Origin of the sequence: Litchfieldia salsa (assembly GCF_900104555.1) — a bacterium.
Taxonomy (GTDB): Bacteria; Bacillota; Bacilli; order Bacillales; family Bacillaceae_L; genus Litchfieldia; species Litchfieldia salsa.
The window spans coordinates 361,843-383,221 of record NZ_FNJU01000001.1 but is presented as its reverse complement, the minus strand read 5'-3'; the positions used below and the strand labels follow the sequence as shown (position 1 = coordinate 383,221).

General features: G+C 35.9%; 27 protein-coding genes and 1 pseudogene. 18 read left to right on the top strand and 10 right to left on the bottom strand.

Annotated features, from left to right (window positions below):
* Positions 1 to 45: 45 nt before the first annotated feature.
* From BLQ56_RS01770 to yedE, 3 genes are all read right to left on the bottom strand, one after another.
* The gene (locus tag BLQ56_RS01770) at positions 46 to 1,701 is read right to left on the bottom strand and encodes an alkaline phosphatase (RefSeq protein ID WP_090849406.1); all 1,656 of its coding nucleotides are present in this window, start codon (positions 1,699 to 1,701) and stop codon (positions 46 to 48) included.
* A 432-nt stretch (positions 1,702 to 2,133) separates the two neighbouring features.
* Positions 2,134 to 2,313, bottom strand: coding sequence for a sulfurtransferase TusA family protein (locus tag BLQ56_RS01765; RefSeq protein WP_274380198.1), 180 nt, complete (start codon positions 2,311 to 2,313; stop codon positions 2,134 to 2,136).
* Positions 2,314 to 2,382: 69 nt separating this feature from the next.
* Entirely contained in the window at positions 2,383 to 3,609 is a 1,227-nt protein-coding gene (gene yedE / locus BLQ56_RS01760) for a selenium metabolism membrane protein YedE/FdhT (protein ID WP_090849405.1), read from the bottom strand.
* A gap of 279 nt (positions 3,610 to 3,888) precedes the next feature.
* Between yedE and BLQ56_RS24000 the strand changes: the two genes are divergently transcribed.
* From BLQ56_RS24000 to BLQ56_RS23295, 8 genes and pseudogenes are all read left to right on the top strand, one after another.
* Positions 3,889 to 4,011 carry a hypothetical protein gene (locus BLQ56_RS24000; RefSeq protein WP_274380192.1) on the top strand — a complete coding sequence of 41 codons (123 nt, stop codon included), beginning with the start codon at positions 3,889 to 3,891 and terminating at the stop codon, positions 4,009 to 4,011.
* Positions 4,012 to 4,299: 288 nt separating this feature from the next.
* The gene (locus tag BLQ56_RS01755) at positions 4,300 to 5,049 is read left to right on the top strand and encodes an NERD domain-containing protein (RefSeq protein WP_090850054.1); all 750 of its coding nucleotides are present in this window, start codon (positions 4,300 to 4,302) and stop codon (positions 5,047 to 5,049) included.
* Positions 5,050 to 5,241: 192 nt separating this feature from the next.
* Complete coding sequence (locus BLQ56_RS01750) at positions 5,242 to 5,529, top strand: hypothetical protein (protein ID WP_090849404.1); 288 nt, start codon at positions 5,242 to 5,244, stop codon at positions 5,527 to 5,529.
* 139 nt (positions 5,530 to 5,668) lie between these two features.
* Positions 5,669 to 5,826 (top strand): annotated as a pseudogene (locus BLQ56_RS23780) (DUF2178 domain-containing protein); the annotation flags it as partial.
* Between the two features lie 577 nt (positions 5,827 to 6,403).
* On the top strand, positions 6,404 to 6,682 hold the full coding sequence (locus tag BLQ56_RS01740; protein ID WP_175490155.1) for a DUF4190 domain-containing protein: 279 nt from the start codon (positions 6,404 to 6,406) through the stop codon (positions 6,680 to 6,682).
* A gap of 67 nt (positions 6,683 to 6,749) precedes the next feature.
* Complete coding sequence (locus BLQ56_RS01735; protein WP_090849402.1) at positions 6,750 to 6,941, top strand: hypothetical protein; 192 nt, start codon at positions 6,750 to 6,752, stop codon at positions 6,939 to 6,941.
* Between the two features lie 116 nt (positions 6,942 to 7,057).
* Positions 7,058 to 7,462, top strand: a complete 405-nt coding sequence (locus BLQ56_RS01730; protein ID WP_238457133.1) for a hypothetical protein — start codon at positions 7,058 to 7,060, stop codon at positions 7,460 to 7,462.
* 227 nt (positions 7,463 to 7,689) lie between these two features.
* Positions 7,690 to 7,851 carry a hypothetical protein gene (locus BLQ56_RS23295; protein ID WP_175490154.1) on the top strand — a complete coding sequence of 54 codons (162 nt, stop codon included), beginning with the start codon at positions 7,690 to 7,692 and terminating at the stop codon, positions 7,849 to 7,851.
* A gap of 372 nt (positions 7,852 to 8,223) precedes the next feature.
* Here the strand turns inward: BLQ56_RS23295 and BLQ56_RS01725 are convergent, their stop codons facing one another.
* From BLQ56_RS01725 to BLQ56_RS01715, 3 genes are all read right to left on the bottom strand, one after another.
* The gene (locus BLQ56_RS01725) at positions 8,224 to 8,679 is read right to left on the bottom strand and encodes a 2-thiouracil desulfurase family protein (protein WP_090849401.1); all 456 of its coding nucleotides are present in this window, start codon (positions 8,677 to 8,679) and stop codon (positions 8,224 to 8,226) included.
* Between the two features lie 415 nt (positions 8,680 to 9,094).
* The gene (locus BLQ56_RS01720; protein ID WP_090849400.1) at positions 9,095 to 9,385 is read right to left on the bottom strand and encodes a hypothetical protein; all 291 of its coding nucleotides are present in this window, start codon (positions 9,383 to 9,385) and stop codon (positions 9,095 to 9,097) included.
* Between the two features lie 13 nt (positions 9,386 to 9,398).
* The gene (locus tag BLQ56_RS01715) at positions 9,399 to 9,647 is read right to left on the bottom strand and encodes a hypothetical protein (RefSeq protein ID WP_090849399.1); all 249 of its coding nucleotides are present in this window, start codon (positions 9,645 to 9,647) and stop codon (positions 9,399 to 9,401) included.
* Between the two features lie 135 nt (positions 9,648 to 9,782).
* On the opposite strand from BLQ56_RS01715, the gene BLQ56_RS01710 reads away from it, so the two are divergent.
* From BLQ56_RS01710 to BLQ56_RS01690, 4 genes are all read left to right on the top strand, one after another.
* Complete coding sequence (locus BLQ56_RS01710; RefSeq protein WP_090849398.1) at positions 9,783 to 10,028, top strand: hypothetical protein; 246 nt, start codon at positions 9,783 to 9,785, stop codon at positions 10,026 to 10,028.
* A 322-nt stretch (positions 10,029 to 10,350) separates the two neighbouring features.
* The gene (locus tag BLQ56_RS01700) at positions 10,351 to 10,542 is read left to right on the top strand and encodes a hypothetical protein (RefSeq protein WP_090849396.1); all 192 of its coding nucleotides are present in this window, start codon (positions 10,351 to 10,353) and stop codon (positions 10,540 to 10,542) included.
* The gene (locus BLQ56_RS01695) at positions 10,539 to 10,916 is read left to right on the top strand and encodes a hypothetical protein (RefSeq protein ID WP_090849395.1); all 378 of its coding nucleotides are present in this window, start codon (positions 10,539 to 10,541) and stop codon (positions 10,914 to 10,916) included. The genes BLQ56_RS01700 and BLQ56_RS01695 overlap by 4 nt, the downstream gene beginning before the upstream one ends.
* The gene (locus BLQ56_RS01690; protein ID WP_090849394.1) at positions 10,903 to 11,556 is read left to right on the top strand and encodes a hypothetical protein; all 654 of its coding nucleotides are present in this window, start codon (positions 10,903 to 10,905) and stop codon (positions 11,554 to 11,556) included. Before BLQ56_RS01695 ends, BLQ56_RS01690 begins: the two co-directional genes overlap by 14 nt.
* A 195-nt stretch (positions 11,557 to 11,751) precedes the next feature.
* Here BLQ56_RS01690 and BLQ56_RS01685 read toward each other — a convergent pair whose 3' ends face one another.
* Genes BLQ56_RS01685 through BLQ56_RS01675 form a run of 3 tightly spaced genes read right to left on the bottom strand, consistent with a single transcriptional unit; the run spans position 11,752 to position 13,385 of the window.
* Positions 11,752 to 12,363: an FMN-binding negative transcriptional regulator gene (locus BLQ56_RS01685; RefSeq protein ID WP_090849393.1), complete on the bottom strand. Its 612-nt coding sequence runs from the start codon at positions 12,361 to 12,363 to the stop codon at positions 11,752 to 11,754.
* A 21-nt stretch (positions 12,364 to 12,384) separates the two neighbouring features.
* Positions 12,385 to 12,906, bottom strand: a complete 522-nt coding sequence (paiA, locus tag BLQ56_RS01680) for a spermidine/spermine N(1)-acetyltransferase (RefSeq protein WP_090849392.1) — start codon at positions 12,904 to 12,906, stop codon at positions 12,385 to 12,387.
* Between the two features lie 26 nt (positions 12,907 to 12,932).
* The gene (locus BLQ56_RS01675; RefSeq protein ID WP_090849391.1) at positions 12,933 to 13,385 is read right to left on the bottom strand and encodes a MarR family winged helix-turn-helix transcriptional regulator; all 453 of its coding nucleotides are present in this window, start codon (positions 13,383 to 13,385) and stop codon (positions 12,933 to 12,935) included.
* A 301-nt stretch (positions 13,386 to 13,686) separates the two neighbouring features.
* Between BLQ56_RS01675 and BLQ56_RS01670 the strand changes: the two genes are divergently transcribed.
* From BLQ56_RS01670 to BLQ56_RS01645, 6 genes are all read left to right on the top strand, one after another.
* The gene (locus tag BLQ56_RS01670; RefSeq protein ID WP_090849390.1) at positions 13,687 to 14,247 is read left to right on the top strand and encodes an AAA family ATPase; all 561 of its coding nucleotides are present in this window, start codon (positions 13,687 to 13,689) and stop codon (positions 14,245 to 14,247) included.
* 802 nt (positions 14,248 to 15,049) lie between these two features.
* Positions 15,050 to 16,345 (top strand): ABC transporter substrate-binding protein, encoded by a 1,296-nt coding sequence (locus tag BLQ56_RS01665; protein WP_090849389.1) that lies wholly within the window; start codon positions 15,050 to 15,052, stop codon positions 16,343 to 16,345.
* An 81-nt stretch (positions 16,346 to 16,426) separates the two neighbouring features.
* Positions 16,427 to 17,380 (top strand): carbohydrate ABC transporter permease, encoded by a 954-nt coding sequence (locus BLQ56_RS01660; RefSeq protein ID WP_090850050.1) that lies wholly within the window; start codon positions 16,427 to 16,429, stop codon positions 17,378 to 17,380.
* Positions 17,380 to 18,222 (top strand): carbohydrate ABC transporter permease, encoded by an 843-nt coding sequence (locus tag BLQ56_RS01655; RefSeq protein ID WP_090849388.1) that lies wholly within the window; start codon positions 17,380 to 17,382, stop codon positions 18,220 to 18,222. The genes BLQ56_RS01660 and BLQ56_RS01655 overlap by 1 nt, the downstream gene beginning before the upstream one ends.
* Positions 18,223 to 18,313: 91 nt before the next feature.
* A complete protein-coding gene (locus tag BLQ56_RS01650) occupies positions 18,314 to 19,339 on the top strand; it encodes a LacI family DNA-binding transcriptional regulator (protein WP_090849387.1) in 1,026 nt (341 codons plus the stop codon).
* A 31-nt stretch (positions 19,340 to 19,370) separates the two neighbouring features.
* A complete protein-coding gene (locus BLQ56_RS01645; protein WP_090849386.1) occupies positions 19,371 to 20,720 on the top strand; it encodes a GH1 family beta-glucosidase in 1,350 nt (449 codons plus the stop codon).
* Positions 20,721 to 20,981: 261 nt separating this feature from the next.
* Here BLQ56_RS01645 and BLQ56_RS01640 read toward each other — a convergent pair whose 3' ends face one another.
* Positions 20,982 to 21,254 (bottom strand): hypothetical protein, encoded by a 273-nt coding sequence (locus BLQ56_RS01640; protein ID WP_090849385.1) that lies wholly within the window; start codon positions 21,252 to 21,254, stop codon positions 20,982 to 20,984.
* Positions 21,255 to 21,379 lie beyond the last annotated feature (125 nt).

The following is a 21,379-nucleotide window of genomic DNA, read 5'->3' as shown; positions in this document are numbered from 1 at the left end:
AAGGAAAAGAGGGATCCCCACGAGAATAGGGGATCCCTTTTTTCCTTATTTAGATAGATTTAATGCATTTTGTGCAACATAGAAATCTTTTCCGTTGTATACTGTTACACCATCAAGTTGCTTTGTGAATGTTTTTTTATTTTGAGTAACTTCTGCAATGTTTTTATTAATAGGTAGTTCGATTTTTAAGTTCTTCTTCTCCGCAACAAAAACAGGATTTTTTGCATCTGTTACATCAATTCGAGTCGTGTAGCCTTTCTTCTCAAAGGACTCTTTTGCATTTACAAAAAGCTTGTCCGTTGTTGAATCAAGGTCAACTCCCATAAAGCTTGCCATTGTCTTTGCGATGTCAGTATTATCTACTAATCCATAAGGTTTTGATGGACCATATGCGTAGAGGAATACATCTTCACCAGTATGACCACCAGTACTATATCCAATGTTAGCACGATTTGCTAGCATTTTTGCCATATCGGTATGTACCGTTTTTGATGCTTTTAAAGAATTAACTTCTTCTGGTGTTAGTCCATCTAAACCATAAAGCTCTGCAACTTCTTTCATATTTGATCGATCTGAATTTAATTGGCTTAAAGCACCTTCAAGGGTCATTGATGCTTTCTTTAAAGGTTCGATGTAATCTGAAACTGGAATGGCGGGATATGTTGAGTTTGTATTCACATTCCCCATTGTGATTCCGCTATTTCCGTGGTCACTCACGGCAATAACCATTGTGTTACCATCTTTTTTGGCAAAATCAAGTGCCTCTTTTACTGCATCATCAAAAGCTAGTACATCACTGATGATTCCAACTGTATCGTTCCCATGTGCTGCCCAGTCAACTTTACTTCCTTCTACAAATAGGAAGAAGCCCTTATCATTTTTAGAAAGAGTATCAATTGCCTTCTTTGTCATTTCAGCAATGGATGGTTCACTATTTTTCTTCGCTTGACGATCAAAGTCGTATGCTAGAGCAGAAGGAGCAAACGATCCCCAAATTTTCTCTGATGTTGAATTTAATAGTGCATCCCTTGTCTCAACAAAATCATAGCCATTTTCATCAATCACGTCTAATAGATTTTCACCATCAACACGTGCATTTCTTGTTGTCCCTGGTGCTAGAGATTCTTTCCCTCCACCTAGTACAACATCAATCCCTTGGTATACTTGTTGTTCAGCAATGTCTTGATAATTACTACGGTGTGCTGCATGTGCAGAGAAACCAGCAGGTGTTGCATGTTGAATTTCAGAAGTAGAGATGATTCCTGTTGACTTCCCAGCAAGTTGTGCTCCCTCTAGTACATTCGCAACTGGCTTATATGCATCTTTAGGATTGATCGCGTCAACGCCTGGTGTATTCACCTCTTGTGGAAGAAGTCCAATAACCTTGTCATTACTCTTATACCCAGTTGCTAGAGCAGTTGCTGCTGGTGCGGAATCAGTAATTGCAGATTCAGCCGAATGGGTACGAACCGCTCCAATAACGATTTCATCCATCGCAAGGTTTTCACCCTTATACCATCTAGCTAGACTAGTAGCACCGGCACTTGTCCCATCCATGACCATCATAATAACATTAGTAGGTTGGTTTTTTTTGTCCTGTGCTTCCGCTAATTCGTTATTTACAGCAAAACTTAATGAAGAAAAAGCAACTGCAGCAGCCATTGATACTCCAACGACCTTTTTTCTCAAATTGTTCTTCATCATAATCCCCCTTTAAACTAAACTATTAAACTCACTTTTTTTATCATAAAAAGAAACTATTAATTTGGGGTAAGTCTCATGTTAAGTGTTTGTAAATGATTGTAAATAATAAAATAATCCGCGCCACACCTTCGTCAGTTTGGAACTTCGTGGATTACACTGACCTTTCGTGGGATTATCTCGAAATTTCGCGGGATTCCCGTCTCTTTTCACGGGATTACATCGCTGACATTCATCAATCTTGGAGCTTTGGCTCTCTTTTCGTGGGGACAGAGGCATACAGGGGAATTATGGCGGACTTTTCAATTACCTCATCAAACAAAGTAATATATTGAGAATCAAACAAGAAGTGATACATACTGATCACTTCTTGTTTCAGTTTAATAGGTATAGATGAATTTAAGAGAGGATTCATCTAATTGTATTGACTTATTATTTTATTACTCTTATATAGAAATAAATGTCTTGGGTGATCTTCTTAGGATTTATGACAAGCTCATAGCCATGTTTGACAGTCTCCTCAGGTACACTTTGAAATGATTGAGGACAGTCAGCAATAATTTGTAAGACTTCCCCTATTTTCATCGTTTTTAGCGCATCCAGCGCATAAATGACGGGGTATGGTCAAGGTTCGCCCCGAATGTCTAACGTGTAATTAACATCCATTACTTGTGACAAGGTTTACACCTCCTTTGTTATAACAATTTGACTTTGTTTAACTTGTTTAAATCCGGTACCATAGCGGAAACGTTTTTCCCACCAGCCTGAGAGGAAAAACCACAAGAGTAGCATCATGATGGTTACAATAAGAGCGGTATATGGACCCCAATGTACAATTAAGTTCACAGCTGGCCAATCTTTTGCCAACATATCAAAGATCCCTAGATGATCCCATCCATACGCTAATACAGTAGCGCCAACGATATTGCCTGCTCCAACTACCCAATATAGAATTTGCCCTTCCATTGCACGGTACATCATCCCAGTCTCGCAGCCTCCTGCAAGAACAATTCCAAAACCAAACAAAAGACCACCTATTACTGTACTTGGTGCAGCTATTTTGATCAGTGCTAGTGAACCACTTTGAATATAGAAGAAAGTAAGGACAACGCTAATTAGCATCCCAACAGCAATGGCTTTTGACATAATTGCCCGTCCGCTAACCCATAAATCTCGAAAAGCAGATGTGAAGCAAATTTGCCCACGTTCAATGAGAATTCCGAAAAGCGCCCCGGCAATACAAGCTACAGCTAATAAGGGCTTATCCGTTATAAAAAAATAAACAATGACGCCAGCATAAACACATGCAAATAATAGCCCTAGTAATGGTTGAATGTTTCTGCTATGTACGTTTTCTGTAACAGGAGGAGTGATGGCTCCCTTCAATAACTTGGGTTTTCCCCGCCACCATTTTGTATTGACGACCTTTACACCAAAATATGTTCCAATTGCAGTAGTCAACATGAAAATCCATGCATGAAAGGAAAACTGCGGAACACCAGTAAAAAAGGCAGCTAAATTACAACCAAGTGCAAGTCTCGCACCAAAACCAGCAATTATGCCACCGGTAAAGCCTTGAACAAGACGACGCTTTTGCTTTGGAACACGTATTTTAAAACTGTTGCTCAGTAAAACGGTAATGAGTGCTCCAACTAGCATCCCGATAACAATCCAACCATCTGTTCGAGTAATTGAAGTTCCTTGTAGACCAACTAGTTTAAAATAATCCCATTGTGAAACATCAATTCCAAACCATTGTAAGACATGTCCGCCAAATCTAGTAAACTCTCCAGTTACAGCCCAAACTGTTCCAGTAATACCAAAATACAAAGCACTAATTACCCCAGCAATACTGATAGCAAGGTAGGGGTTCCAATACTCTTTAAAGATTTTATGGTATAGTCCCACACTTCATCACTCCTTTTTGTTAAAAATATCCAGTTTCTGCTTTTAATATATGAAGCATTTATCATCAATAGTTGTTAAGTTTTAGAATTAAAGTGCAAGCCCCTGCTGGAGGATCATTTGGAAGTGTTTCGAATTGAATTTCATTGGTATTTGTTTGTTACATTTCGAACGCGACATCCTTTAAAAATATATACATTTATTTTTGTGAAAAAGTAATGTAAAATTTTAACATGATCAAGATTACACGTTTAAAATAAAGGCAATAGGAGGTTAGATAAAATGACAGGCATCGCTATTGCAATTATATTTTCGATGGTATTCATGATAGGAATTCCTATTGCTTTATTTTTCACTATTAAATACTTATTAAGATATAATGCGAAACTAAGAAAAAGAGATTGATAGTGATTCTAATCGTGCTTAACATGAGATGCAATTGAACTTATAAATAGAGGCTCTATACTAAGGGAATTTTGTTTTTGTGACATGATATGATTTCAGTTGATTGGAACGGAAGATGCGAGACTCCTGCGGGATGCGCAGGACAGGTGAGACCCCAAAGGAGCAAAGCGACGAGGAGGCTCAACGCCTGCCCCGCGGAAAGATCGCATCTGGAGTGGAAATCAACAACTATGGTTAAATAGCAACTATACGTAAACTGCCTAATAATAAAAGAAATGAAGTGAAGAAATGGAACTAATCATCCTATTACTAATTGCACTAGCCATCCTCTCCCGATTTCCAAGTGTGAAGGGCTTCATCGGAGAGAAATCAGTAAGTCTTATTCTAAGTAAACTGGATAAAGGAGTGTACAAAACCAAAAACGATTTCATGCTTCACACAAAAGGTAGCAAGACGAGTCAAATTGACCATGTCATCGTCTCGGTGTATGGGATTTTTGTGATTGAGACAAAGAACTACAAAGGTTGGATTTTTGGATGCGAACGAAATAAGTATTGGACACAAACCATTTTTAATAAGAAAAGTCAGTTCTACAACCCAATCCATCAAAACTATGGTCATATTAAAGCTATACAAGGATTCTTGGATAATGATGATGATTCAATCTTTCATTCAATTATTGCCTTTAGTCCAAGAGCAACGTTAAAAGAAATGAATGTTCAAAGTGAACGAGTGAAGGTTGTTTATACTCAGGATCTACTTAAGACAATCCACGGCTTTAACAAACCGATCTTAACCCAGCAACAGGTACAACGAATTGTGACAAGACTATCATTTGTACATAAACCAGACATGAATAAACGAAAAGAGCATGTCACAAAGATAAAATCAACACTGCGAGTAGAGCAACAGAAAATCACTTCAAATACTTGTCCGAAATGTGGGGGAGTCCTCGTACAACGATCAGGGAAGTATGGAGGCTTCACAGGGTGTAGTAATTATCCTAACTGTAGGTTTATTTTGAAGAAGCAGGCTTAGATTGAAAGACAGAACTCGTCTGCTTTGAGTATAATTCCAAACCACTTATAAAAGACCGCTAGAGTCAGGGGTCTTCTACTAAATCAACAATGACCTTTAAGATAGTCAAAAAGAAAAAAACAAGTTTCATGTTTTAAAGTTAAAATATCGGGAATAAACCTTATAAGCAAGAAATAATGGAGGGATAAAAAAATGAAAAAAAATCTATTTAAGGTATCTTCAGCTATTCTCTCATTTGGTTTGGTTGTTGGTTGTAGTAGCATGGACTCACAAGAGCCGGATCTGGATGAAGAACCACTAGAAGAGATTAATGAAGGTGTAAATGACGAACATGAACCAGATCTTGATGAAGAACCATCAGAACAAGCTGAAGAAGTTGAAGAAGAACTTAACGCACCTGTTGGTGACGAAGAAGAACCAGACCTTGATGAAGAACCTTCAGAACAAGCTGAAGAAGTTGAAGAAGAGACAAACGAATAGTAAAATAAAAAAACTCTTACTTCATTAAAATACAAATTGTACACAAAAGGCATGTTGAATAACATTATTCTTCATGCCTTTTGTCATGTTCTTAGGGTCTAACTCAGAAACTTAAGGAGTGAATTACACCAGAACGATATTGAAGAGCAGTTACTTTATGCTGTTGACCATTATACTATGTGACATCGTTTTCCCAAAGAGTATATGTGGAACATTTTTTTCATGATCAAATATGCGCTAGCCATTTTAGCTAGTGGAATTTATATGGCCATTCGATATAAAAAGGACTTTTTGTAAGAAGAGAGTATGACAACTAAGGATGGAAACGATAAAAAGGCACCAACCACCATGATTAAAAATGATGATTGTGCCTTTTATTAATAGATGGCTATTTTCGTAAACTTTGTTGTTTTAGACATTAGTATTGAAATGGTAGATACAAGCAGGATGAATACACGTTTATAGTTTTTTCTTTCAACAGAAAAAATGGGTCGCCTCTTTTGTGAAAGCAACAACCCGAATAGTATCTTTTGTGCTGTTTCTGTATTTTTGATAAACTCTTTTAATCTGTTTTTTTCGTGAGGTAATAGTTTCTATTATTATGTTACCATTTAATTAGCATTTTAAAGATTATATTCATTCATCTAATGTTTGAAGAAGTAAATACACATTAATCTTACATGATTAGTTATTAAGTGTTGTAGCCGAAAACAACAGAGGTATGAACTTTTTAGTAATAATATAAAAATAATTAAACTTCCAATTGGTAAAATGATACAATTAAAATGTTGAAATGAAGACAAAGGAATGTTCGAGATGTGTATTTCCACTATATTACTAGTCAATAAGAAAGTTAATAGAGGGAGTTTTTAGTTTGGATCATAACATTGACTTAAATAGGAAAACAAATGGTAAAGCAATTGCTTCTTTAATATTAGGTGTTCTATCAATAGTGACTATTATTTTCGGCGGTATTGGAGTTATTTGCGGTGTAGTCGGCCTAATACTTGGTATTATTGCACTTAAAGAAATTAAGCGTTTTGACCAAGAAGGAAGAAGAATGGCAATTTCAGGAATCGTATGTAGCATATTCGGAATTGTGCTTGCCATATTTTTAATCGTTATTTCATATATGGCTTTTATGAGTGTTTAGCACAAAAAGTAGTTGCCACTTTCTTGCCTGGGTTTTATGGAAAAATCTCGAGTATGGAGTGATTTTTGTGTACTTATTAGCCGCAGCATTAAGACCAAACATTGGTGATATTATTTTTCAATTAATAGCGTTTGTGATGGTTCTAGCTATTCCACTGGGAATTATCATATTAGTTGTTACATATAGAAAAGGAATGAGCAGACTAAAACGTGTCGAAGATAAATTAGATAAACTTCTATCAGTTAAGGAAAATAAATAGACATAATGTTTTGTGCTACCAGGGGCGATAATCTAAGAAGTTATATCGCTTTTTTGTTTTTTTGTACTAACTGCTGTATTCCAGTTTTAATGTCTAATAGGTAGGCTGGTGGGAAAATGAAAAATGTTAGTCTTTTGTTTTTAGTTTTGATGTTTGTTGGATGTAATAATTTAACCACAAATCGTTTAGATACAAAGACACTAATTGAATTTTACGAAAAGGACTTACAAAATGTAACTAAGATTGTAATAGTAGACGGAAGTACAGGATATAAGAAAACAATAGCTGATCATGCCGTTATTGAGGAATTTTTAGGTAAGGTAAAGGATATAAAGTTTATTCCAGAAGATAATCAAGAAGCCAGAGATGGTTGGCGTTACTCAATTACTCTTTCCCAAGATGATGAATATACTTTTCAGTTTGAGTTAACGACAGTAAATGATACTTATTATTATACTGAACCTGATATTCACCCTATTGTTGATCATTTTTATAAAGCAGTTGATGTGAAAGAGGAATAATTTCATTTTTTTACAAAGGGAAAATAATGAATTATATTTTCAATGGAATGAGCAGTGGTTAAAAAATCTTTCATTTCTTGCTGCAAGAATTGGTTGCTTACCTTTAATCAGCGGCTATGCATTTTCACATATAAATTTTAATAAAGTTGAAATAGTTAAAGACAAAGACATGATATAATGCTAATTAGAGTAATGTAGAATTTGAGGAAGGCAGAAGTTTATTTGATTTGATTCAATTTAAACAAGAGGTTGAAGACCTACTCGATATTAAAGTCGATGTCGTAACAGAAAACGCGATTCATTGGAGTATGAAAGAAGATGTGTTAAACGGAGCTATTCGATTATGGAAAATGATCGATATTAAAATATGTAAAGGCTTAGGTTTTTAAAGAATCTGAAGCCTTTTTATTTTTTAAAAATACAAAACGTGCTTTAACGAACGGGGGCGGCTAATATTCAACAAAGGGATTCGCTATCTTCTTATACAGCCTAGTTAATTTGAGCGATTAAACTACATAAAGTAATATTCCCCTTTACCGGTGTTAAGTTTAAAAATAGTCTCTACTTCCATTTCGTAAGGCCAAACTTCCTATTAAGTTATAAACCACCAAAAGAAAACAAGCAATGAATTGTATGGTTCGTTGTTTTGTCATGAGTTTCGATTTATCTATTTTTCTAAAATCCTGAATCAAAGGCATAACCCGAGCTTTCCTCCTTTATGAAAAAGACAACGGCCTACTAATCTGTAACTAGAATAACTACTACAAATCCTCAGGTAATTGGTCCTCTGAAATGACTTGCAACCCATTTCTTTTAAGTAAGGCAGAAGTAACTCCATTTCCAGCCATTTTCGTGCCGTTAAATTCACCATTATAAATCATTGAACTTCCACAGGATGGACTATTCTCCTTAAGAACAATAGTTGTTGCGTGTATTTGTTTCACTGTTGCTAAAGTAGCGTAGGCTCCTTTTATGTATAGTTCTGTAACATCGTTACCAGATCGATCAACCACTATAGCATTTCCATCTAGTACATCTTCTCCGGTTCCGCCTACTATTTCAGCAGGCTCCCTTGGTGTTGAAAATCCGCCAAGTAGTTCAGGGCAGATGGTGACGGCTTTGTTTTCGGCAACTAATTTATTAATCTTTTCATCTAGACTATGTGTACCGTTATATCGAACCTTTAACCCGGCTAAACAGGAACTGACTACGATCATGAGTGATACCTCCTAAATAATAAGAGACAAAAATTTACATCTACTCGTATTTTACCAATTTTTTAGTTTAATGTAATCGAAAAAATCCTCAAGCTTCACTAATTGAATTCTATAAAAAGAGACCGGGACAAATGTGAATTATCTAAATGAAAGCCGAACAATTATAGATGGTGGAGAAACACCGCTCCTGAAATATACTTCGCTTTCCGCGGGAAGCTGGTGAGCCTCCTCGCGCTTCGCACTGCGGGGTCTCACCGTTGCTTTTCATCCCGCAGGAGTCTACGTATATTTCATCCTCTAAGTTAATAATCTGTTCGGATATTCTGATAACACTTTAGGTGAGCCCCAGCCTCTTCTTTATTTTCCTCATAAAGACCCTATTAAATGAACCGTTCGTGGGGATTTGAAAAACTGTCTATTTTTTAGGAATGACTATAGTAAGGTTTTTATATTTTTTCCCAGATGGTTTTGTAGTAGTTGTAACTTTGTAATGTATATGGTTATAATCAATGCTATCCGGCAGTTCGATATCTACTAAATACGAATCCTCTTTTTCCTGTGAATGTACATATAGATTTCCTTTCATTAATTCATGAAGAAAGGATTGTCTATCTTTTGCATGGAAATCCTCTCCAAACTGATAAGGGTTAAAGTTCGAAAACGATTCTTCAAATTTGGTCCAGTCAATCTTATTATTATGTTTCATAGGACGTCCCCCATTAAATAGTGGATGCTGGATTATTGTCCAATTGGCTCAGTGGATGGTCAATCGCATCTGGATCACTAATTAAATTGATGTTACCTCCCATTGGTGTGCTCCCACCAAATGCAGCAAAATTCATACCCATCGATTGGTTTAGTTTTTCATTTACTTCCCATCCATTTGCAGATGTATCTCCAATAAAAACCCCACCTAAACTTTCAATTCCATTCACATTGACCATATTAAAGACAATGGGTGCAGTCATAACGTTCCCTCCATTCTTCCATAACGTAGTGTATGTATAAAGAGGTATGAATGTGAATTCTCTAATGGGTTAGGCACTTTAGACACCAACGGAACATAGTATAAAAACAAATTAGCATACACTTAACAAAGGAGTGTGACTGACATCAAGAACCCTTATGTTACCTTACAAGATATAAATGTAAATGTCATTCAAACAAATGCAGGTATTTTCATTGGAACCAATCGTCAATCCTACTGGTCTACTCATTCTAAGGCAAATCATGGCCTAGGATCTATTTCTGGTAATGGAAACAAGACCTTCAGGAACGTTAATATTGTGATAGATCCTGATACAATCGATTCACCAAGTACAATCAATCAAACTATTTCTGGGAGTTGATAATATGGATAAAAACGACGGATGTATCACCTTTAGAACTATTAATATCAACGGACAAAGCTCCAATTCAGGGGTTTTTATAGGGGGAAGTCAGTGTCATGGGTGGAGAATAAAAGAAAAGCAAAACGTGGGTTTAGGTCCTAACCATATTAATGAGGAGGGACAATCATCCTTCTGTCAAAATATTAACTCCATAACGGACCATGATTGTATAGATCATTTTATAAATAGTAAAAGAAGGAAAACAAACTAATTTGTTATTATGATTAGACATAAGAAGATTCCTCTTTACATAAACGTGTAGGTAGGAGGGGTCAAACATATGAAGCCTAGTATAGAGTTGAAAAAATTATCTGTTCATTCTATATCAAATAGCAGTGGTATTTTCTATGGCGATAATAAACTGCATCATTTCAAGGGTTCTTCAAGCAAAAATGAAGGACTCGGTGAAATAAGTGGGGATAAAAACACTGTCTCTCATACACATAATAAATTGATTAAACAAAAACCATGAGCAAAGAAGCAAACATTACCCTTGATCTTGAACAATTAAAAAAACTCCTGGAAGACTCGAACCTTAAATATGAGCAATTAAACATAACCCTAAATGTAGAGCGGGTTAATCTTATTATTGATTCATTGCATGAAATCCCTGTTAATTTTCATTTTGATAAAGTAGATGTAAAAGAAAATAAGGGAAATATAAACTTTGGTAATAATTTCGGGTTAAAAGAGGAGGAAAAAAAAGAAGTAAAGAAGGAGGTGAAAAAGGAGAAAAACCTCGCCTCTATTCATCATTCATCTCAACCGAAAAAAGAGCCAAAAACAGAACCAGAACCGGAAAGTATTATCATTAAAGTGAACAATAAAAAAATTGATTATTATTAAGGAAGGTGGTCTTTTTGGAAAGGGAAGAAAACACTACATAAATAAAAAATGGGAATCTAATCATGACTTTACCTTGTTTTATGAAAACATCTTAAAGCTGTTAAATGATTTAGCCATTCATCCTAGTCCTTCCTCACATACTCCTTTAGATCCACAAATATGTAATCATTTAGCTGATTCAATCGAATTGCAGGCGAAGACATTAGTAGTAGTTATTAATCTCATAAACGATCTCCTACCTGGATACCTTTCCCAGCTTAACTATGAAAATACCATTGATTATAAAAGCATGGAACAGCAGAGTAATCATGATCTTTCCATCGAACAGATTAAGAAAAATATGAAGTCTATCTTCGAATTACCTGAACTACCATCGTCTCTTTCTTTTGTAGACAATCATCCCGAAATTTTAAATCAGGTTTACGATCAAATTCTAAACGATATGGCCATTTCAAGAAGTATCGGCTTCTATTTCCAAGGGATCAAACATCTTTTCAATAGTACAGTAAAGGGTAACGTTCCTTTAAATATAAGCCCGGAAGAACAAGGAATGTTGTTACCATTATTAATCAAATCTATTCAGTACGATCCTAAACATATCTTGTTAGAATACTTATTCATGCCCTTTTGTGCAGACTAGTCTGGAAGATCAAGAATAAACAAATTTATTTATAACGAATGGTTTAATTGAATACATTTAAAGCGTGTTTTGATCAATCTTTTTTCAAAAACACGCTTTGTCTATTTACTATTTTATCAAGGTTATTAGAGGTCATCTAATCAAACTTTATTTCAAAGCTACAATATAAAAAAGCTCTTCCCATTGTCAAAAATTCTACTTTTCTAGATTTTTCCTCATAAGAGCTGCCACTTGTATGTGATCGTGATTAATAGTGTTTTCTAGGTTTTTAATTATTAACTCTTGGCGTTCCACAGGATGGTTTTGGCTTAATTTAGCTTTTGCTTCTATTTTTGAGATTTTTATTTTAAACGCCACAATTCCTTTACTCATTCCTTCGATATAACTAGGTTCAACATCATTTAAATTGTATGGACTATCAGGTTGTTCATATTTAGTTACCAAGTCATTTAAAGAATCAACTATTACTTTACGATCTTCGATAATTTCCAACTTTCCATATAAATGGATAGACACATAATTCCAAGTAGGTACTGCTTTAGGTGTTTCATACCAAGTAGGTGAAATATAACAATGGGGACCGTGGAAAACCGCGAGCACTTGTTGGTTCTCAGCATCCTTCCATTGCTCGTTCGGACGTGCAAAATGACCATATAAAGCATGTTCAGATTTATTAACCATTAATGGAAGGTGAGTAGCATAGGGTTCACCATGATGCTGAGAAAATAAGGTTGCAAAGCTAAACTTTTCGATAAAATCATAGATTTCTTCTTCTTCATCAATTTGAAAATCCTTAGGTATGTACATAATATCCACCTCTCAAAAATGTTAGTAGAGTGCTTTGGTCAATATAAAGTCTTTTTGTTCTTCATCACCCATATAAAAGGAGTGGGCTCCAGTTTGAACAAACCCCATTTTATGATAAAACGCAATCGCATTTTCGTTCTTCTCCCAAACACCAAGCCAAATCTTCTTCTTATGGCGTTCCGTCGCAATTTCAATCGCTTTATTTAGCAGTATTTTACCAAGTCCGTGTTTTTGAAATTTGCTCTTTATATAAATCCTCTCGATCTCAAGTGAATCATCACCCATTTCTTCAGTCTGAGCATCACTAGTATTAATCTTTATATATCCGGCAATTTCATGATTAAAGTAAACAAAAAAGAATTCCGAAGAACTGTTTGATAGTTCTGTTTCTAATTGTTTGATGTTAAATGCTTTTTCCAAATAGGCGTTCATATTTTCTGATGAGTTCTGATCCTTGAATGTCTCGTTAAAAGTGTCATAACTAATTTCTTGTAGTGTTCTTAGATCTTCAAGACTGCATTTTTTAATAGTTATTTTCGTCATTTTAATATGTCACTCCTATTATTTAATCAATAAATTCGCTTGTTGCCTTTCTTAACGAATTCCCAATCGACTTCTACATTTTTCCTAACTCGTTGCAGAAGATTTAAAATAGTTTCCATTTCCAGTTCAGAAAACCCTTCTAACGCAACCTTATTGGAATGATCATTTTCTCTTTTTATGAAAGGATAAACATTTCTCGCTTTCTCTGCAGGAAAGAGTTTTTTAATTTTTTGGTTATGTTCATCAGCTTTCTTCTCAACAAACCCATTTATTTCAAGCTTTTTTATAGCTCGAGCTGCAGTTGTTCGATCGACTTTAATCATCTCAGCTAGCTTTTCTTGAATGATTCCAGGGTTTTCACATATTCGCATAAGATACAAATACTGCCCTTTTGTAAGGTCATATTCTTTAAATTCGATATTACTGATAGAATCTAAAGCTCTTGCAATCATTCCAATTTCACGAAGAATTTCCTTCATAATAAGCTCCTTTGTTAAAAAATGTTGTAAATGCAATAAATATTCTCTATATATAATGTAATGTAAAATTGTTGCATTTGCAACAAAAAAAGGAGGGGCGATAAAAGTGAAATATGTTTTGTATATCTAACTTTTAACCCTAGCTAAACAGGAACTGACTATTATCAAGAAAGGATGACACTTTCCAATAATAAGAGACGGATTTTACCAGTTTTTTAGTTTACTGTAACTAATAGAAAAAAAGACTAAGTCAGTCTTTTTATTGTAAATATATGTTAAAATTTCAGAAAGGAGGGAGCTTATGAGATTTGTTCTAGTATTTGGACCTCAAGCCGTTGGGAAAATGACAGTTGGACAAGAATTAGCCAAAATAACGGATTTAAAACTTTTTCATAATCATATGACGATAGATTTAGTTGGTCATTTCTTTGATTACGGCACTAAAGAAGGTCGTAGATTAGTCAATCTGTTCCGTCAAGAGATCTTTGAAGAAGTATCAAAGAGCAATTTGTATGGAATGATTTTTACTTACCTCTGGGCATTTGATATGCAAGAGGACTGGGATTATGTTCATCATGTCTCTAGGTTGTTCGAATCAAGAGGAGCTACTGTTTATTATGTTGAGCTTGAGGCAGATTTAGAAGAAAGACTTGAGCGAAATAAAAGTGCTAATAGACTTGAACACAAGCCATCAAAGAGGGTTATTAAATCGTCAGAAGATCGATTAAAAAAGTCGATGGAGAAATACAGATTGAATTCTTTAGAAGGTGAAATTACCTTTTCAAACTATCTAAAGATAAATAATACAAACTTGAATGCAGAAGAAGTGGCAATGATCATCAAAGAAAAATTCGAATTATAACGTCACAATCAATTAAATCACGAATCTTATCTTAAGCCCGATCAGGTTCGGATACGTCTAGATATGCAATCGCTGATCCTGTCTGAAGGTAGGTGAGGTTCGGACACGACTGGATTTGAGATCACTGATCCTGTCTGAAGTCAGGGCGGGTTCGGACACGTCTGGATTTGACCTCGTGATCCTGTCTGAAGTTAGGGTGTGTTCAGACTCGCTTGGAATTGTATTCACTATCCCTGTCTGAAGTCAGGCCAGGTTCGAACACGCTTGGATATGAAATCGCTAATCCAGTCTGAAGTCAGGATAGGTTCGGACACGATTGGATTTAAAATCGCTGAACCTGTCCGAAGGTAGGCTGAGTTCGGACACGGGTGGATTTGAAATTGCCAATCTGTCTGAAGTCCGATCATGTTCGGACTCGTCTAGGTTAGACCTGTCTGATCCTGTCCGAAGTCAAGTAAGATTCAGACACCGGAGACAGGCATAAAGTATGAATAAATGAATAAGTACTTGAGATCGATTTCAGTATTGATAATAAAGCGTTTCATGGAAACCGGTTTTCTTAAATTAATCTTTATTTTTATAAATATCAATATTTTTCAAAAAAACAGTTGATTTATCTAATATACGGGGTTACAATCTGATTAAGAAAGCGTTTTCCGCAGATAAAACAAACCAGATATGGAAACCGGTTTCCGATTCTAGTAATCTAGTAATCTAGGGAGGTAAATGCAAACTAAAGTAGGAACTGTGCTTTATTTGTAGTTATTCTATTGTTTATTCAAACATTAAGGGGGAAATGAAGATGAAGAGTATGAAAAAGTTAATGACTTTAGGTATGGCATCACTCCTAGCATTCTCGCTTGCAGCATGTAATGGCAATAATGATGAAGGTGCTTCGGATAATGAAGGTGGAAAAGAAAAGGTAGAACTAAGCTTTTGGGCATTCGGGTCTACTGGATATGAAGACTTAGTGAAGCAATATGAAAGTGAAAATCCTGATGTTAAGATAAAATTTAGATCTGCTGAAACGGCTGAGCACCATGATGCGTTATTTACTGCACTATCAGCAGGAAGTGGTGCACCTGATATCGCGATGTTAGAGGTTGATCAGCTTGATCGTTTTAAAGCGGCTCAAGATCGTTTTGCTAACTTATATGAATACGGGGCAAAAGATGTTCAAGATCAATACCTTGATTGGAAATGGAATACTGGTGAAATCACTGGTGAAGATTTCCTACTAGGAATGCCAACAGACATCGGTCCTAAAGCACTTTACTATCGTACAGATGTATTTGAAGCTGCAGGATTACCGACTGATCCAGAAGAAGTTACAGCTCTTATCAATTCTCCAGAAGCTTTTAAAGAAGCTGGAATAAAGGTGAAGGAAGCTACAGGTAAACCGTTCGTAGACAGTATTGAAATGGCTTTCAGAGCAAAGCTTGATCCAGCGGTTGAAACGTATTTGAACCCTGAAGGGGAATTAATTCTTGATCAAGAAGGTAGTGCTGTAAAAGCTGCATGGGATTATGCAGTTGAGCTACATGAAGCTGGACTTGTAGGAAAATATGATATGTGGACTCCTGAGTGGGCAAGTGCTGTTAATACAGGTGACTTTGCTGCTGAATTAGGAGCTGGATGGTTAAAGGGTTGGATGGAAGGAAATGCTCCTGATGCTGTAGGTTTATTTAGAGTTGCAACATTACCAACAGAATTTGCAGCAAACTGGGGTGGTTCATACATCTCTGTTCCTAGCGAAACTGAACATGCACAAGAAGCATATGACTTTATCGAATGGTTAGTATCACCAGAAAATCAATTAAAGTCATTCCAAAGTCATGGATTATTCCCATCAGCACCATCTGTGTATGAAATGCCTGAATTTACTGCGAACGAAGACGAGTTCTTTGGTGGTCAAGTATCCTCTGCAGTATTTGCTCAAGCAGCACAAGATATCGATGGAATCGTCTATAAAGGTGAAAAGTACTTCCCAGTTCACCAACAAATTGTTGATGGTCTTAAAAACGTAGTTAATGGTGGAGACCCAGAAGAAGAATGGGAAGCAGCTGTTAAACGTGCGAAGGATTTAGTAAGTCGATAAGGGTAAACATTATTATTAACCTTTATATGGTGTCCTGCTTGGACACCATATTATAGGTTTAAAGAAGGACGGGGAGTGAAAATGGCTTCAGTGAAAATAGCTTCAGCTAAAAAGACTTCAAAAACTAAGAAATCAATGTCTGAAGAAAAAAAGGATATGATTTCAGCATACTTATACATCGCACCATTCTTTATCATATTTGCCGTAATTGGTTTGTATCCAGCACTATTCAGTACGTTTTTAGCCTTTCAAAAATGGAATGGTTTAGCTCCAATGGAATTCGTTGGATTAAATAACTTTAGGGTTGTTTTAATGGACCCGTTATTTTGGAAGTCCTTGTATAACACAATCATCATTGGGTTAATGGGAACAGCACCACAATTAATTATAGGGATTATTCTTGCTTTTTTATTAAACCTATCGTTTCTCCGTTTTAAAAATTTCTTCCGAGTTACGATCTTCATGCCTTATATTACGTCAATGGTTGCAGTAGCCCTGATTTTTAGCGTGTTATTTAGTAATCATGAATCATCCTTAGCCAATTATACGTTAGGATTACTTGGTTTTGATCCAGTTAACTGGGGAGCATCAGAATGGGGAACAAAAATTGCGATTTCGATTATGGTGTTTTGGAGATGGGTCGGATATAATACGATCATTTATCTTGCTGGAATCCAAAGTATCTCAAATGATTTGTATGAAGCAGCAACAATTGATGGAGCAAACAAATTCCAACAGCTTATACACATCACCATGCCTTTATTAAAACCTTTTATTATTTTAACTGTCTTTTTCTCTACAGTCGGTTCATTACAGCTTTTTGCAGAACCAACCGTATTCCTAGGTGCCTCTGCATTTACGAGAGATGAAGCCATGACGGTTGTTATGTATCTATATCGAGATGCATTTAAATTACAATCCTTTGGTACAGCATCTGCTACAGCCATTATTTTATTAGTGATTATTATCATATTCTCTGCTATTAACACTTTAGTTACATCAGGATTTGGCAGAAAGAAGAAAGGAGCATACTAATGAGTCAGGAAGCGGGAACAAAAAAGTTTTCACCAGGAAGAATATTTATTTATTTGTTTCTTTCATTAGCATCTCTACTGTCGTTATTCCCATTTTACTGGATGTTTGTGATGGCGACACGGCCAAGTGCTGCGTATAATTCAATTCCACCGACCATCACACCGGGGGATTTATTGGTAACGAACTTCCAGAAAGTGTTAGGAGCGATTGATTTCTTCAGAGCAATGGGGAATACAGTCATTTTATGTATCTCGGTTACACTTGTTGTCCTTATTATTAGTTCATTAGCTGGGTATGCTTTTGCTAAATTTAAATTTCCTGGCAAAAACGCTCTGTTCGTAGCAATCTTGTTAACAATGGTGATCCCACCACAGCTGGGATTAATTCCGCAATATTATTTAATATCTAAAGCTGGATTATTAGATACGTTACAAGGGGTAGCGATTCTGTTCTTTTTAAATCCATTAGGGATCTTTCTAATGAGACAGTATGTGAGCAACTCGGTGCCTGATGAACTAATCGAAGCGGCTAAATTAGATGGTGCTTCAAATTTTAAAATTTATCGAAGTATTGCCCTGCCAATCATTTTACCAGCGTTCGCAACTCTTGGAATTATTGTTTTCACAGCAGTATGGGGAGAATTCTTATGGCAGTTTACGATTCTTAGAGATCCAGAAATGTATACGATTCAGGTTGCACTTGCAACATTAAGTAATACCTTTAATATTGATTTTGGTATGATTATGTCAGGCGTATTTTGGGCAACTGTACCTTTAATTATTATCTTCCTTTTATTTAATCGATTATTTATTTCGAGTATCACAGAGGGAGCAGTCAAGTAAGTTTTATGAATCGTTCTTTACTTATTAATGAGAAGCTTAGTATTCTATCAGTACGATATTAAAATTATTCTTAAGGCATAGAGGGATCACAATGAATTTAACGATAAAAGATATTGCTAAGTTAGCTGGTGTGGCTCCATCAACAGTATCTAAAATCATGAACAATTATGGCGGCGTTAGTGAGGAAACAAAGAAAAAAGTAATGGATGTGATTGTAGAGCATGATTATCAACCTACTTTTTCTGCAAAAGTACTTGCCACTAAAAAGTCTAATTTGATTGGTTTGATTTATGCTGGAAAAGTAAATGTTGAGTTTACACATCCTTTTTTTAATGAAGTTGTGACTTCTTTTAAAAAGACGATCGGAAAGTTAGGGTATGATATTCTGATGTTTTCAAATGAACAATTCTCTAAAGATAATGGAAGCTACCTTGCTAGATGTAGACATTTTCATGTAGATGGTTGTCTCATTATAGCTGGTGAGGAAATTGAAGATCATATCTATGAACTAGTCGAGAATGGAGTTCCCTGTGTGGGAATCGACATTGAATTAAATGGCCCCAAGGCAAGTTACGTGATGACCGATAATGTGAATCTTTCCAGAAAGGTCATCCAACACTTTTACCTCGATAACATTAGAGAAATTGGATTTATTGGGGGGAAGAAGGATTCTGCCATCGCTTCACTTAGGGAAAAAGGATTTATAGATATAATGAGTCAGTTAGGTCTAAAGATAAATGAAAGCTGGATGAAGTACGGAGACTTTCATGAAGAAAGTGGATACACGGCAATGAAGGAAATCTTGCAGCAAAAGCCGTATCCACAGGCCATTTTTGCAGCTTCAGATATGATGGCTTTCGGTGCCTTAAGGGCGATAAAGGAAAGTGGTTTAAATGTTCCTGAGGATATTCGGATTGTAGGCTGTGATGACATTGATGCATGTCGTTATAGTGATCCTAAATTAACAACGATCAAGCAAGATAAGGACCGCCTCGGTAAATTAGGTGCAAATATGCTAAATGATTTAATTAACGGGGTTTCAGAGTTAAAGCCAATGTTCATCGATTCCGAGCTAATGATCAGGGAATCATGCGGTAGTAAGAATCGTAATCAATAATACAGAGATCTAAGACAGGGGAGGCTTTCGAATGGCTATTATAGAATTTCCAAAAGATATGAAATGGGGAGCAGCAACTGCTTCTTATCAGGTAGAAGGTGGAGCATTTGAGGATGGAAGAGGTGCTTCCATCTGGGATACTTTCTCAAGAACACCAGGAAAAGTTCTGAATGGAGATAACGGAGATGTAGCATGTGATACGTATCATCGTTATGAAGAAGATATAAAATTGATGAAGGAATTAGGGATTGATTCATACAGATTCTCTGTTGCATGGCCACGTATTTTTCCAAATGGGAGAGGAGAAGTGAATCAACCTGGTGTTGATTTCTATCATCGTTTCGTTGACACACTTCTTGAGAATGGTATTGAACCAATGTGTACCCTATATCATTGGGACTTACCTCAAGCACTTCAAGATGAAGGTGGTTGGGCAAACCGTTCGACCATTGATGCCTTTGTAGAGTACTCTGAATTTATGTTCAAGGAGTTTCAAGGAAAGATAAAAAACTGGATTACCCTTAATGAGCCTTGGTGTGTATCATTTTTATCTAACTTTATAGGTGAGCACGCTCCAGGAAATAAGGACTTACAGTTAGCAACAGATATTTCTCATCATTTAATGGTTGCTCACGGCAGATCAGTAAAAGCATTCAGAACTCTTAAGATCGATGGACAAATCGGCTATGCTCCAAATGTTACATGGAAAGAGCCTTTCAGTAATAAGCAGGAAGACATTGATGCATGTAAACGAGAAGTAGGCTGGTTTGTAGAATGGTTCATGGATCCAGTATTCAAAGGAAGCTATCCACAATTTATGGTAGACTGGTTTGAATCAAAGGGTGTTAAGATGAATATTCAAGATGGGGATTTACAAGATATTAGTCAACCAATCGATTTCCTAGGAATCAATTATTATACCGGGAATGTTGCAAGGTACAAAGAAAATAGTGGGCTATTTGACTCAGAAGACCTAGATATGAATTACGAGCGTACCGATATCGGTTGGCCAATCTATCCAGAGGGATTTTATAAAGTACTAACTTATATAACAGAACTTTATGGACAGGTTCCAATCTATATTACTGAAAATGGAGCTTGTTACAATGATGAGGCGGAAAATGGACGTGTAAAAGATCAACGTCGCATCACCTATTTACAGCTACATCTAGCTGCCCTAAAACGCAGTATGGATTCTGGCGTAAATATAAAAGGCTACTTAACATGGTCACTCATGGATAACTTTGAATGGGCATTTGGCTATAGCATGAGATTCGGAATCGTTCATGTCGACTTCCGTACATTAGTTAGAACGAAGAAAGATAGCTATTATTGGTACAAACAAACACTTGAAAATGGGTGGTTTGATTTAACTTATTGATTAATCGTTCGTTTGAATAAGCCTTATGAAAAAAGTGTAATCCGATTGGTTGATAGGAGAACAGTTATAACATATCCTTTAGAGGTGCGATTAGGAAACTAATTTGCACCTTTTTTTCAACGAAATAAAGAAAAATAACGTTGAAGTGCGTCTATATAGCGTCCGATATCGCAATCGTAGATTATTTCTTGAACACTTAAGCTAACGGTGCAAGATAGTTTAAGTAAAAAGGCTACGTAATAAACGCAGCCTTAATACTTCTTATTGAGATGTGATGTTAGTCCCAAGGTTACCAATTAGGTTAGAAAGGAAACCTAAAAGTTGTTGTACTTGGTCTGGAGTTAAATTATCTTGAGAAGTTAATCTAATACAAGGTAATTCTAGTTGAAGTTCAAGTCCCAGAAGTACAATTGTAATTGGACATGGGATAGAAACACAAAGTAGTTCATTACCTTCGCAACAACCTTCAGGACATTGGTTTTGCTGTTGGTCGTCGTTTACTTGGTTTGGGTTGTGTTGTGGATTGTGAGTCATAAAAACACCTCCTTTTATTTGAACTCAATCACAATATATGAAAAGGAAAATAACTTGTCTAAACTCTCATCATAGTTAGAGAAAAGATAAAGATATAACCTATTTAGTTTTAATAAAGATAAAGC